Origin of the sequence: uncultured Oribacterium sp., from assembly GCF_902481605.1 — a bacterium.
GTDB classification, from domain to species: domain Bacteria; phylum Bacillota; class Clostridia; order Lachnospirales; family Lachnospiraceae; genus Oribacterium; species Oribacterium sinus.
On the sequence record NZ_CABSXI010000004.1, the window covers coordinates 1 to 13,223 of the forward strand.

12 protein-coding genes are annotated in these 13,223 nt (G+C 37.2%); 3 read left to right on the forward strand and 9 right to left on the reverse strand.

Features of this window, described 5'->3' with window-relative positions; translation table 11 throughout:
* Positions 1 to 121 precede the first annotated feature (121 nt).
* From hxlB to RDQ32_RS01500, 7 genes are all read right to left on the reverse strand, one after another.
* Entirely contained in the window at positions 122 to 682 is a 561-nt protein-coding gene (gene hxlB, locus RDQ32_RS01470) for a 6-phospho-3-hexuloisomerase (protein WP_308578848.1), read from the reverse strand.
* A gap of 62 nt (positions 683 to 744) precedes the next feature.
* Positions 745 to 1,620: a sugar phosphate isomerase/epimerase family protein gene (locus tag RDQ32_RS01475; protein ID WP_308578849.1), complete on the reverse strand. Its 876-nt coding sequence runs from the start codon at positions 1,618 to 1,620 to the stop codon at positions 745 to 747.
* Positions 1,621 to 1,766: 146 nt separating this feature from the next.
* Positions 1,767 to 2,726: an ABC transporter permease gene (locus RDQ32_RS01480; RefSeq protein WP_308578850.1), complete on the reverse strand. Its 960-nt coding sequence runs from the start codon at positions 2,724 to 2,726 to the stop codon at positions 1,767 to 1,769.
* Positions 2,726 to 3,745 carry an ABC transporter permease gene (locus RDQ32_RS01485; protein WP_308578851.1) on the reverse strand — a complete coding sequence of 340 codons (1,020 nt, stop codon included), beginning with the start codon at positions 3,743 to 3,745 and terminating at the stop codon, positions 2,726 to 2,728. Before RDQ32_RS01485 ends, RDQ32_RS01480 begins: the two co-directional genes overlap by 1 nt.
* Before the next feature lie 17 nt (positions 3,746 to 3,762).
* A complete protein-coding gene (locus RDQ32_RS01490; RefSeq protein WP_308578852.1) occupies positions 3,763 to 5,241 on the reverse strand; it encodes a sugar ABC transporter ATP-binding protein in 1,479 nt (492 codons plus the stop codon).
* A gap of 94 nt (positions 5,242 to 5,335) precedes the next feature.
* A complete protein-coding gene (locus tag RDQ32_RS01495; protein ID WP_308578853.1) occupies positions 5,336 to 6,469 on the reverse strand; it encodes an autoinducer 2 ABC transporter substrate-binding protein in 1,134 nt (377 codons plus the stop codon).
* A gap of 66 nt (positions 6,470 to 6,535) precedes the next feature.
* Positions 6,536 to 7,549, reverse strand: coding sequence for a LacI family DNA-binding transcriptional regulator (locus tag RDQ32_RS01500; protein WP_308578854.1), 1,014 nt, complete (start codon positions 7,547 to 7,549; stop codon positions 6,536 to 6,538).
* A gap of 301 nt (positions 7,550 to 7,850) precedes the next feature.
* On the opposite strand from RDQ32_RS01500, the gene RDQ32_RS01505 reads away from it, so the two are divergent.
* From RDQ32_RS01505 to RDQ32_RS01515, 3 genes are all read left to right on the forward strand, one after another.
* The gene (locus RDQ32_RS01505) at positions 7,851 to 8,333 is read left to right on the forward strand and encodes an RpiB/LacA/LacB family sugar-phosphate isomerase (protein WP_308578855.1); all 483 of its coding nucleotides are present in this window, start codon (positions 7,851 to 7,853) and stop codon (positions 8,331 to 8,333) included.
* 21 nt (positions 8,334 to 8,354) lie between these two features.
* A complete protein-coding gene (locus tag RDQ32_RS01510; RefSeq protein ID WP_308578856.1) occupies positions 8,355 to 9,956 on the forward strand; it encodes an FGGY-family carbohydrate kinase in 1,602 nt (533 codons plus the stop codon).
* A 414-nt stretch (positions 9,957 to 10,370) separates the two neighbouring features.
* Positions 10,371 to 11,210 carry a PD-(D/E)XK nuclease family transposase gene (locus RDQ32_RS01515; protein ID WP_183684378.1) on the forward strand — a complete coding sequence of 280 codons (840 nt, stop codon included), beginning with the start codon at positions 10,371 to 10,373 and terminating at the stop codon, positions 11,208 to 11,210.
* Positions 11,211 to 11,334: 124 nt separating this feature from the next.
* On the opposite strand, the gene RDQ32_RS01520 is transcribed toward RDQ32_RS01515, so the two are convergent.
* Positions 11,335 to 12,126: a hypothetical protein gene (locus RDQ32_RS01520; RefSeq protein ID WP_308578857.1), complete on the reverse strand. Its 792-nt coding sequence runs from the start codon at positions 12,124 to 12,126 to the stop codon at positions 11,335 to 11,337.
* Positions 12,127 to 12,147: 21 nt separating this feature from the next.
* Positions 12,148 to 13,203 carry a YARHG domain-containing protein gene (locus tag RDQ32_RS01525; protein WP_308578859.1) on the reverse strand — a complete coding sequence of 352 codons (1,056 nt, stop codon included), beginning with the start codon at positions 13,201 to 13,203 and terminating at the stop codon, positions 12,148 to 12,150.
* Positions 13,204 to 13,223 lie beyond the last annotated feature (20 nt).

A 13,223-nucleotide genomic window follows, 5' to 3' on the forward strand; every position in this document is an offset into this window, starting at 1 on the left:
CGCAAGTACCGACGGGCTCAGACTACCCCGAATTCAGACCTATATTGCCGAAAATTACTTTTTATTTTGATTTTTTACAGCTCCTTTTATATATCTTTCAGCCAACAATTAAAAACAGTTTTTATTCAAGGTTAGCATGATTTAAAAACATTTTCTCTTCATTCATTTGCAGTAAATGCATTAAATGCATAACTAATGTATCACAAACTAGCCAGGTCATTTGTTCAAACGAACTCCCCATTGCTTGCATGCTTTTATTTGTATTCTTTAATTGACTTTTAGGTGTAGATCCCGGCAATATAATCCTATAATCAGCAAGCTTTCCTATCGATGAATCTCCATGTATAGTAATAAGTAAAACTTCTGCCCCAATCTTCTTGGCTTTCTCTGTTATATTTACCAGACTTCCCGTTTCTCCTGACCCGCTTCCAACAATCAACAAATTTCCGGATCGAATAGCCGGTGTAGTAGCATCTCCAACAACATGCACTTGCTTTCCTAAATGCATTAAGCGATTGGAAAAAGCACGCATTGCAAATCCTGTTCTTCCACAACCTGCAACAAAAATCATTGTAGACTTAGCAATAAGCTTTGCTGCCATTTCTATTTCTTGCCCATTTACCATATCAGCATTTTCTTGCAGTTCTTTTATAATTCTCAGTAATTCTATGGACTTCGTCATAGTGTACCTCTTTCATTTAAAAAAACCTACCGTAGTAGCATTCCACAGTAGGCTATTTTTTATTATAATTCAAAAACATGACGCACAAATTCACATGAATGTTTAGCATCTGCATCCAATTTTGCTTCTGAGGTATCTGTTAAAAGATTTCGCCAAATCTTTATATCTTGTCCAACTCTCCCCCCCTGTAAGACAAATGGTTCCATAACTGCAGCATGCTGATAATTAATGTCTCGAAGCGCCTGTCCGATTTCGGCCCATGGCATAGTGCCTTTACCGGGAACTTTACGATTTCGTTCTCCCATATGAAAGTGCACCAGCTTATCTCCAGCTTTTCTGATAGCATCTCCAATATTATCTTCCTCAATATTCATATGAAATGTATCTAACATCACACCTACTCGATTGTTTCCGACAGCATCAACATATCTTAAACATTCATCACAAGTATTGATAAGATAGCCTTCAAAACGATTAAGCACTTCCATTCCAAGTGTAATGTCATACTCCTCTGCATATTTTGCAATAAGTTTCATATTTTTTACAGAAGTTTCAAAATCACGTTCTTTATTAATATCACTATTAAAATCAACCGGCCAATAAGAATACAGTCCTCCACCTAAAATATGAATATCCATCAAATGGAGTTTCCGAAGTGTTTCTTTAAAAAATTCAATTGCATTTTTTTGTACAGCTTCATCAGGTGAGGCAAGATTTTCATCTTTCTGAGGACCATATCCAGCTGTTAAAATAATCCCTTTTTCCTTAGCATATTCCCCTATTCTAAGTAACTGCTCATCTGTTGTGTAATCTTTTTTAAATGCTCCACAGGAAATTTCAAGAATATCAAATCCCAGTTCCTTGACCTTATCAATGTATTTAAAGTAATCACCAGTCCATTCTTTTTCCCAATATGCATAGTAAATACCATATTTCATCTTGTTTCTCTCTATTCTTTTTTATGATTCAACAAATGGTCTTAATTGTATTAAAATGTTGAATAATCAATAAGTTCCGAATGTACAAAAATTCTTTATTTATACAAATACTTTCTCCATAATATTTATCAAAAAATTATTCTTTCTTATTTTCTCATTTTTCGCTTATCAGAATAATAATTTGCAATCAATACAAGAATTAATGCAAGACCCCAAATCAGGTCACGGTAATAGTTACTTATATCCGGGAAGGTATTAAGATAAGAAGATAACATCTGTAAAATAAATGCTGCAATTATAACTCCTGGCACAGCACCAAATCCACCATTCGGATTAATACCCCCTAGTACTGATATCAAAATGCATTGCATTATATAACTAGACCCAAAATCAGCTTTTGCAGAATTAATTCTCGCCAGTGAAAGATTCCCGGCAATTCCACAAAGTACACCCGAAATTGTGTATGTAAATAACAAAACTTGTTTCGTACGAATTCCCGAGAAAATTGAACACTTTTCATTGGTACCTACAAAATATACTCGCCGCCCAAAAGAAGTTTTTCCCATTAAGAAAATAGCACCTAAGGCTACTACTGCAAATATAATAAATGGTATAGGAATTCCCAATACCTTTCCCATTGCAAACTTTGCTAATACCTTATTACCCTGCACCGTTTTCCCGTCCGAAATCACAATGGCAATCCCTTGAAATATTTGATAAGACCCAAGAGTCGCAAGCATTGCAGGAATCCGTAGATGGGCAACTAAAACCCCATTAAATGCACCACAAATAGCTCCGATGAGAATACCGCAAAGCATTCCTACAAATATATTTCCACTTGTTTTTTGCATAACCAATGCTGCTGATATTCCTGCCAAATTTGCAATATATGCGCCGGAAAGATCTATACCACCGGAAATCATACAAATACTACATCCTAGAGCCATAAGCCCAATTTCTGATACCTGGCGCGCAATTGTTTGAAATACTGTTGGCTTAAGAATTTGGTTTCCCTTTGTTAACGCCATGACAGCAAATAGAACAACAAAAATGAAAATCAATTTTTCCACTTTATCATCAATGTTAAGCTTTTTTACTTTGGTCATTATGCATTTCCTCCGTTCTGATGAATTCCGGAATTTTTAGATGCGAAATGCTTCTGTACCATCGGTATCACTGTTCCAACAATAATAATTCCACCGATAAATACTTTCTGCCAATTTATACTAATTCCAACAAGAATTAAACTATTGGTAACCATAGATAAAAGCAATGTTCCCAAAAGGCATCCACGTAATGTTCCAACACCGCCAGTCAATTTAGCACCACCAAGCACGATGGCTGCAATCACCACCATTTCACCGCCTGAATATTCCGCAGGAAGATAATGTAATGTCATTGTCGCATAGCTTAATCCTGCAATTGCTGCTACACATCCATTAATTACAAAAACGCCAAAACGAATTGCATTTACATTAAAACCGGCTCTATCTGCAGAAATCTCATCTCCGCCGATTGCATAGACCCCTCTTCCTATCATAGTATAATTCAGAACTATATATGCCACTAAGTACACTACAATTAAAATTATAAATGTATATGGCATGGAAGACCCAAGTCCCGTTTTTACATTCTTAACGCTGAAGAGCGCTGCACTTCCAAACGCTTGTAAATTAGCCGGTAATTCCGTACGTTCCGCTTCAAATGCGCCAAATAATAGACCGCTGATAATTGACGATGTGCCAAGAGTCACAATTAATGAAGGAAATTTATACTTAACTATAATGAATCCATTAACAGCACCCATGATAGCACCAAAAATAATGGCAATTAAATATACAAAAATCCAAGGTCCGTTAAATCCGGTGCTTTTTGTAATGGCAATTGCCAGGAAACTACTACAAGCGCCAATCATCGGAAATGAAACATCAGGCCCTGTACTAACAAAGGCAAGCAGCGCACAAATAGCCCCCATTGCCGGATAAATCATTGATCGTATAATATCCACTATATTATTATTGGTAAAGAATTGACCTGAGCGTACCTGTATAATAAGTGAGAGTATAACGATGATTATAAACACCCAAAATTCAGTGTCTTGAGTGATTTTTTTGAACTTCTTCATTGTTGCAACCTCCTCTATTACACTGTAGCTTTATTCAAATTAACTGTATTCAGGTCTTCTTTCTCCAGTGCACCTGTCATCTTTCCCCCTTGCATCACAATTGCTCTGTCACAAAGCGACACCACTTCAGCAGTGTCATCAGAAACAACAATAATAGACATCCCTTGCATTGCTAATTGCTTCAATAGCTTGTGAATATCGTATTTCGCACCAATATCTACTCCAACTGTAGGTCCATTCAAAATTAAAATTTTAGGATTATCAGAAAGCCATTTTGCCAGCACTACTTTCTGCTGGTTTCCACCTGAAAGCGTTCCGGCAGCATTTGTCGGATTTTGCGTTGCAATTTCCAACTTTTCCACCCAAGTGCTAGCCTCATTCATTAATCTTCCCTTATTTAAAACTCCCATGCTAGACAAAGAATTTAAACGAGTTACTGTGATGTTATCTGTAATAGATTGAGGGATAAAAAGTCCCTCTGTTAACCTATCTTCGGGAACCAATGCAATTTTCAGTTTTTGAGCTTCCTGTACACTATTGAGGCTAACCTCTTGTCCCTCCATAATGATTTTTCCGGAAACAGGACGATTTAACCCAAACAACGATAATGAAAGTTCTGTACGTCCAGAACCCAACTGCCCCGTAACACCGAGAATTTCCCCCTTGTGAAGTTTAAAGCTGACATCTTCAAATCCCTTTGCAGAAAGATTCTGTGCTTCAAGGATAATCTCTTTACTTATCTCTTTAGGCAAAGTAGACGATTCATTCTCAAAATGTCGACCGGTCATATAATAAGTGAATTTATCTTCTGTCATCTCACTGGCCGGACAGCTAATCACATTTTCACCACTTCTAAGAACTGTAATGCTATCGGATATCTCAAATACCTCATCCAACTTGTGTGATACAAAAAGGATAGTAATTCCTTTGCTTTTAAGTTCCGCAATAATATCAAAAAGACGATTGACCTCCTTACTTGTTAATGCAGTAGTCGGTTCGTCCATAATAATAAATTTTGCATCATGAACCAAAGCTCTTGATATTGCTATCAGCTGTTTGTCTGCTACAGGCAGTTGTTCCACTCTTGCATCTAAGTCTACATTGAAGTTAATCTTTTGAATTGCTTCTTCTGCGATAGTTCTAAATCTTTTTTTATTTACGAATTTTTCATTATTTGCAAGAACCTGGTTAAATGCCAGATTCTCCAAAACTGACAAATTCGGGAATAGGGAAAAATCCTGGTAAATAACCTGTATACCGGCTTTAATAGCATCAGACGGTGTCATATGTGGGTGTACAATGCCATTAACTTCAATTGAACCCGCATCAGGCTTATAGAAACCGGAAATCACTTTAATAATTGTAGACTTCCCACACCCGTTTTCTCCGGCAAGACAATGTGTTTCGCCTTTTTTAATCGTCAAATCCACGCCTTTTAACGCATGAACACCACCAAATGATTTTTTGATTCCCTTAACGGACAATATGTTTTCCATCATACCTCCTTCAGCAGGAACATATTATTTAAAAAATGCATATCCCACCACATAACTGTCAATAGGATGGGATATGCAACACTAAATATAGTCCTTAGAACTCGTAATCATCTACTGTATCAGGAGTAACAACCAGTTCCGCCTGCCCAATCAATGTACGGTTAGTATCCTTATTTAGGGTCATTGATTTATATCCATCAACACCTGCATTATAGCCTTCTCCATCACCAATGTTTTCACCTGCAAGAATATCTGCTGCCAGCTTACACATAACATAACCTGAAAGATCAGGATCCCATAAAAGTAGCGTATCAATAGTGCCCGACTTCATATATGGTGCAAATTCTTTCGGTGTACCAACACCGACTACATGAACGTCCAATCCAAGTTCCTCAACAGCTTTAGCAATTCCCGGACAGTCTGTTGATGCAACACCAGTGAACCCTTTAAGATCCGGATTAGCCTTAAGAACTTCTTTTGCACGCTGATAAGAAGTATCCATAGACTCCTCTGACTCACAAGTCGGAACTTTTCCGTCTATGAGTTCCATATCTGGATATGCTTCCTTTTGACGTTCATATTGAGCATTAGCATATTCCATATGTGTAGTAGAAGTTGTATATGCAACCATCTCGGCATATTTACCTTCTTTATCCATTGCCTTAGCTAGCTCATCCATAATAGCAGCGCCAAAGTCCTTTGCAGTGAACGCTTCTATATCAAATAAGGTATTTTCAAGATTAGATGCTTCATGAGAAACAACCACAATTCCTGCTTCCATTGCTCTTTGTAGTGATGCCTCAAGTGCCCCTGGATCAATGGGCACAACGCAGATTGCATCTACGCCTTGATCTATCATCTGATCCACAACCTCAACCTGAGAGGCAGCATCTGCTGTTGCAGGTCCTTTTTGAATCACATTAATAGAGGTATCCTTACCAAATCGATTAACACCAACTTCCATCCGTTTAAACCACGCTGAAGTATTGTCCTTAGTAACAACAGCAATAGTCCACTCAGACTTATCCTTATTGGACTTGTACTTAGCAACGTCAAAGAGATCCCCTGAAGCTACTTCCGTTTTCCCGCTCGCTTTTTCTTCAGCAGATGCCTCTGTCTTGGCCGCAGTAGAAGTAGTCGTATTTGATGAACTGCTTCCACATCCCACCAGTGCACTGATGATAGTTGCTCCAGCTATAACCATAGCCATCAACCTCATTCTTTTCATAGTTTCCTCCTTAAAATTATAAGTGAATTTTTGCTATTCCTAGCAAAAACTAGTTAATAAGAACAATCATAAATTTTGAATACATATCTTGGGCGTAAGGTAAACATGCCGAGTTTCGGATTTCGGAAATGCAATCTTTTCAATGAGAAGATTAATGGCTGAATTGCCTATTTCTTCCGGGGGTCTATCAATATAATCAAAATTATCCAAAATAATATCCATTGGTTCAATCTTATCAAGACTGATACACCGAATTTCCCTATTCCAGTGCATTCCATGTTTTTTCAATGCCTTCAATAATCCAAGACTAATACTATTATTGCCAGTTATCATTCCATCTGGTATCTCACCTGAATCTAGCATTTCCATTGCCACGCGATATGCGCTTTCTGTCAAATAATCCACTGTATTATAATAATATTGATCAATACACTTGATGTTATGCTTCTCTAAAGCATCGATATATCCCTGTCTTCTTGTACGTCCCAATGTAGTACAAACATCAGCATTCATCATCCCAATGGTTTTGCACCCGGCCTCCATCAAGATTTCTGCAGATTGGAATATCGCCTCACGATCTCGAAAGAAAACTCCGTCAAACATCTTAAGTGCTTCTACATCTCGATCCATTACAACTATAGGTACATCAAGCTGTTGCAAAAGAGATATAATCTCACTTTGAGAAGAATAGTCTATTGCAGGCGTGTATAGTAACCCTGCAACTCCAATTTCTTTAAATCTTTCCAAAGCTAGCATATCTTTTTTTTCATCATCATATGCGCTAAAACAGATGAATGTCATCTTTCGTTCATCCAGTTTTTTCGCAATACAACGCAATACAGCACCCCAGAATGGATTATCAATTTCAGGAATTATAACTCCGATAGTAGTACTTAATTGCATGGATAGGTTTCTAGCGTTCTGAGACGGTACATACTTTCGTTTTTTCATTATTTTTTCAATTTTTTTTCTAGTAATATCATTTACCTTCTCAGGACAATTCATTACACGAGAAACCGTTGTTTTTGAAACCTTTGCCTCCTGTGCTATATCATTAATCGTGAATTTTTTAATTGCCATCTCGTTTCCTTTTTTATGAAATCGGTTACATCAACTAGAGATTATTGCTTTTTTACTTTTTTGTCAATAAAAACATTTGCCCATTGATTAATTTGTGCTAAATGCCTATATTTTTGAATACAAGTTGTTCATAATGTCTTTTGATTGATATTTATATTATATTTTGTAAGCATAGTGCGCAACTTTTTATTGACTAAAATCCAGACTTGAATTAAATAATATATATGTAACTGGTTTCATCTTTTTTAGTCTATTGCTACTGAAAACTTGAAATAATTTAATATATATAAGGAGGTTAAAAATGAAAAACCCTAACGTAAAACACATAATTATAGGAGGAGATCCTGGTGGCTTTTCATTAAAAAATGCAATTCGAGATCACCTAATTGAAGAGGGATATGACATAACAGATGTTGATTATGATGCTCCCATTTTTTTTCAAGATGTAGCAAAAAAAGTTGCCAAAGGAGTACAATCACAAAAATTCGATAGAGGAATTGCAATCTGTGGAACCGGAATGGGGGTTAGTATTATTTGCAACAAGCATAAAGGAATATATGCAGCACTTTGCGAGAGCGTTTACCAAGCTAGACGAGCTCGCCAAGTAAACAATACAAACGTACTATGTCTAGGTGGATTTATCGTTGGGGAGGAAATGGGCCGAATCATGGCTGATGCTTGGCTAGAACAAGAACATATGTCTGGTTTATCCCCCAATGTTGCAAAAATTGTAGAGCATGAATTTGATCAACTGGTCGAATTCGAGAAAACGATTTTTGAATAGATAAGTGAGGTCGCTTAGCAAATGGATATTAAGAGACAAATAGAGAATGAGGATATATTTCTTGGCATTGAATTAGGATCAACAAGAATAAAGGCTGTTCTTAATGATCTTAACAATTACCCCATTGAGGAGGGAACTTTTTCATGGGCAAGTAATTATGAAAATGATATTTGGACATATAAATTAGAGGAATCTGTTTTTGGACTTCAACAAGCATATGCCAACTTAAAGGAAAAAGTTAAAAATAAGTATGGTGTTATTATTCGCGGATTCAAAGCAATTGGAATAAGTGGTATGATGCATGGCTATCTCATTTTTGGGAAAGACGGAAATCTTCTGACACCATATAGAACATGGCGGAATACCATGACCAAAGAAGCGTCCGTATTTTTAACAGGATTGTTTCATTACAATGTTCCTCAGCGTTGGAGCATTGCGCATCTTTATCAGTCAATTCTGCGAAAAGAAAATCATATTCCAGATATTACTTTCATGACAACATTGTCCGGATATATCCACTGGATTTTGACCGGAGAAAAAGTTTTGGGTATTGGTGATGCCTCGGGAATGTTTCCAATTAATTTTTCTCATAAGACTTATGATGCCGACATGATTCAAGCATTTAATACGCTTATCAGTGAACATTCTGTAACTTGGCGCCTCCAAGATATTTTACCCAAAGTTCTTCTTGCCGGCTCAGAAGCAGGGAAGCTCACCGCAAATGGTGCTCTAATATTAGACCCTACGGGAGATCTCAAGTCTAATATTCTATTCTGCCCTCCTGAAGGCGATACATCGACTGGGATGGTTGCTACGAATTCACTAAGCCCTAAAACCGGAAACATTTCGGCTGGAACCTCTGACTTTGCAATGTTAATTTTAGAAAAGTCACTTTCAGAGGTATATCCTCAAATCGATATAAATGCAACGCCAGCAGGTCATCTTGCCGCCAACATACATTGTAATCACTGTACTGCCGACCTCAATGCATGGGTTCATATTTTTGAAGAATTTGCTGAAGCAATAGGCCACACAATTTCATCTACAGAACTCTATTCTTTACTGTTTCATAAAGCTATAAAAGGAGACGCAGATTGTGGCGGCCTATTAGCATATAACTTCTATTCAGGCGAACCAATTATTGGAGTTGATGATGGAAGGCCATTGCTAACACGTTCTTTTAATAGTAATTTCACTCTAGGGAACCTTATGCGTTCACATTTATTTACAGCATTTGCCGGTTTGAAATTTGGAATGGAAATACTACAAATAAATGAAAAACTAACTTTTAACCGCATTATGGCTCATGGTGGAATTTTTAAAACCCCCCATGTAGCACAAGATATTCTAGCTGCAGCTATGAATACCCCTATTTCTGTAACACCAACAGCATCATTTGGAGGTGCCTGGGGTATAGCGGTTCTTGCTGCATATACATATGCCATAAAAGAACATAATACAAACAAATCTTTAGATAACTGGGTTGATCAAGATGTATTTAAACAACAAGACATTGTTACAGTAGATCCAGATCCTGAAATGGTAGCGGGTTTTAACACATTTTATCAAAGATATATTCGTGGCTTACCTATTGAGGATGCTCTAGCAAAATATATGAGTTAAGTAAAGCTAAGAATATACGTTTATATTTATTTATCCGCTTTGATATGGAAAGACTTAATTCCATCGATAAAAACACTTCTTAAATATAAATTATGAGAAGCATCAATAAAACTATGGAATTTCAAGTTAAAAAAGAGTCCAGTAAACGTAATTGGAAAAGGACTTCCAAGATGTATTTAGAGACCGATAAACCGGTGTTCGCCGGATTATCGGTCTTTCTTTTTTATGCTCCTGATTATGTCTTATGAGCCTCTTTCTTGCAAATGCATGCGAGCTCTTACAAATAGAAAATTCTACTCCGTTTACGGATATTATCCGAATGTGGAGTATAGGAGATTTGGAATATTCGAATTATACTATTAGAAAATCTAATTTCTTCATTCTGAAAATTCTCATTCTTACAAGGAGATTCTTATGTCCACATTTAAAGTCAATTATGACTCTACCGAAAAGCAAAAAATCATTTCCTCTCTCACATTAATGGATGATCTGTTTATGAAGGTCGTTTTGCAGGATAGCAAATGTACGGAATATATCCTTCAAACAATCCTGGATAATGCAAAATTAAAGCTCAAAAAACAGATTCTTCAAAAAAATCTTCCTAATCTCCATGGACATTCCCTAATTTTAGATTGTCTATGCGAAGATGAGACAAATAATATTTATAATATCGAAATTCAAAATAATACCTCCGGAGCCCAACCCAAAAGAGCCCGCTATCATGCCGCTTTATTAGACACGCACTCTCTAAAAAGAGGAAATGATTTTACACAATTACCTCAGTCTTATGTTATATTTATTACAGCAAAAGATGTACTTCACGGTCAACAGCAGATTTATCATGTAGAAAGAATAATAAGAGAATCCGGAAAGCCATTTTCAGATGAATCTCACATTATCTATTTCAATACTTCTTACATAGATAATAGCCCTTTAGGGAAATTGGCTGAAGACTTTCATGCTTTAGAAACAAGCAAGATGCACTCCCCGATTTTATCCAAAAGAGTAGAAGTATTAAAAAGCTTCAACGCTAATCAGAAAGGAGATCAAGAAATGAATGTTCTTTTAGAGCAATACCGGCAAAAAGCCCTTAGAGAAGGAATGGAAAAAGGAATGGAAAAAGGAAGTTTAGCTAATAAAAAAGCGATGAAGCTAATGGGATTGCTGGCGGAAGAAGGTAGAATTGAAGATATCAAAAAAGCTTCTGTGGACCAGGAATATTTGCAGAACTTGCTTTTGGAATTTGATTTATAAAACAATTCATATACTGTATATAAGTAAGCCCCCCGAATGTTTAGAAAATGATTCTGTTCATTCGGGGTCATTTTTATATATAAAATTAATCTACTATTTCTGTCAAAAAGCTACATATTAGAGTTTACTCAATGACATATAAAGGCTCTCCTGTAACAAGATAATTTTCTTCTGCCGGAGCAGATGCATCAGATTGTCTCCAAAAGTTATTTTCAAATACTAAATACACTGTCTTGCCATTATATGGCATTAGATAAGATCGCATAGAAGAATCCGGATAAAAATCAAGACCTTTCAGATAAACATATTCACTTGGATCACCATCTGCTCGATTCATCCATAGCCTTTCCGGTTTCGTAAAATCAATTATTCCAAAATAATGTCTTAGTGAATCCATGGAATAATTAGCAAGCAAATTAACATCATGACCAGCTTTTCTCCAGTCATAATATGTCCAAATACCAATCTTTCCTTGAATAGGCACATACCCCTTATTCTTCGCCTCCTGAATTTTGGCCTGCCTTGCCGCCTCTGCCATGGCTTGCTCTTGTGCCTGGTCTCTCTTTCCATCTTCTCCCAGATACTTTCCATCAATCTCTTGATTTTTCGCCATGGATCCATCTCCCAAGAGATAGTAGTCCTCAATCCATTGATTTTTTGCCATGGTACCATTAGGCAAAAGATAGTACCAGCTTCCCTGTTGCTCCACCCACTCCTGTTTTGCCATGGAGCCGGTGGGTTTAAAGTAGTACCATTCTCCGTCAATTTCTGCCCATTGGTTTCTATAAAAATGCTTTCCCACCCGATAGCGCCATAGGCTTCCGGTTTTTACCCAAGTGCCGGCAAAGCTGATTCCGGAAAATAAAGTGGCTAATAAAATGCTGAGCCACGCCATACTTAAAAATCTTTTTTTCACTTTCCCCTCCATTTTCTCTATTTAAGAGTATGTTCTAAGAAGCGTAACATTTGCCTGTTCCACAGCATTCATGACAGGGTAGATTTCTTCCATATCGGCAGTCCTAGGGATATACCAACTCTTCTGCGCAAAATAATCCGTTAGAGCCTGGTCTTTGAAAATGTAACCGTGCCGGGCATACATTTCATTGATAATCATTTGGGTGATGCTTCTCTCTCCGGGGAACATACTGTTTGGATACCGGGCTTGGAAGTTCGAAACATCCGCAGTACTTAACAAACGACTTGCACTTTCTGCATAAAGATACTCTCCTGTGGTAGGAGTTTGCACTGATGCATTGCCTCCCTCTGCACCAGTCTGAACGTTGGCACCGGGCTGAGCATTGGCATCGGCCTGAGTTTTTGCATCAGCCTGCATTTCCATAGAAACAGTTGACTGCTCCATAGCGCCTTCCTTCTCATTTTCAGGCAAAGAAGCTTGCTCTGAAGCGTTTTCTTTATTTGGGTCTGTAGCATCAGAAGCTTTCTTTTCATCCTCTTTTGTTAAGCCCGATACTTTATAGCTTCCGCCTTTAAGAGAAAGGGGAATAGCTAAATTCTTTACACTTTCTTCTGAAAAATCCCAATGATACTGTACCGTATCTCCATTTTTCAAATCCGTAGTTTGGCTAAAATTCGGTAGCATAATGATATTTTTAGTATAGTCAACGGCCTCCGGATAAAGAAGGGGAAGAAAGCCTTCCTCCGCTTCTTTAGAATAATGAATTTTCTCCTTCTCTTTTTCCAAGAGAGCATCCCAATCAATTTCAGCCTCTAAAGTTCCCTGCCCATCCGTTCCTATGGATTGAATTTTTAGGTAAGAATTTAAATCAATACCATGGTTTTTTGGACGAAGCAGTAGAATTCCACCTCCTGCTATCACTGCTAAAGCAAAAATTACCAGCCCTGGTATATACTGTCCCGGTTTAGTTTCGGTATTGCTCGGTTCAACTTTTGGAGATGAAGCTCCGGGGAAAATCTGCTCTTCTTCAGGAGAAGCGTTTTCCATATTTTTATTTTCATTGAATTGTTCCGTCATAGGACACTCCTTCTTTCCAT

Coding starts and splice junctions, on each gene's coding strand:
- hxlB (WP_308578848.1), bottom strand. CDS start 682: ATGACGAAGTCCATAGAATTACTGAGAATTATAAAAGAACTGCAAGAA.
- RDQ32_RS01475 (WP_308578849.1), bottom strand. CDS start 1,620: ATGAAATATGGTATTTACTATGCATATTGGGAAAAAGAATGGACTGGT.
- RDQ32_RS01480 (WP_308578850.1), bottom strand. CDS start 2,726: ATGACCAAAGTAAAAAAGCTTAACATTGATGATAAAGTGGAAAAATTG.
- RDQ32_RS01485 (WP_308578851.1), bottom strand. CDS start 3,745: ATGAAGAAGTTCAAAAAAATCACTCAAGACACTGAATTTTGGGTGTTT.
- RDQ32_RS01490 (WP_308578852.1), bottom strand. CDS start 5,241: ATGGAAAACATATTGTCCGTTAAGGGAATCAAAAAATCATTTGGTGGT.
- RDQ32_RS01495 (WP_308578853.1), bottom strand. CDS start 6,469: ATGAAAAGAATGAGGTTGATGGCTATGGTTATAGCTGGAGCAACTATC.
- RDQ32_RS01500 (WP_308578854.1), bottom strand. CDS start 7,549: ATGGCAATTAAAAAATTCACGATTAATGATATAGCACAGGAGGCAAAG.
- RDQ32_RS01505 (WP_308578855.1), top strand. CDS start 7,851: ATGAAAAACCCTAACGTAAAACACATAATTATAGGAGGAGATCCTGGT.
- RDQ32_RS01510 (WP_308578856.1), top strand. CDS start 8,355: ATGGATATTAAGAGACAAATAGAGAATGAGGATATATTTCTTGGCATT.
- RDQ32_RS01515 (WP_183684378.1), top strand. CDS start 10,371: ATGTCCACATTTAAAGTCAATTATGACTCTACCGAAAAGCAAAAAATC.
- RDQ32_RS01525 (WP_308578859.1), bottom strand. CDS start 13,203: ATGACGGAACAATTCAATGAAAATAAAAATATGGAAAACGCTTCTCCT.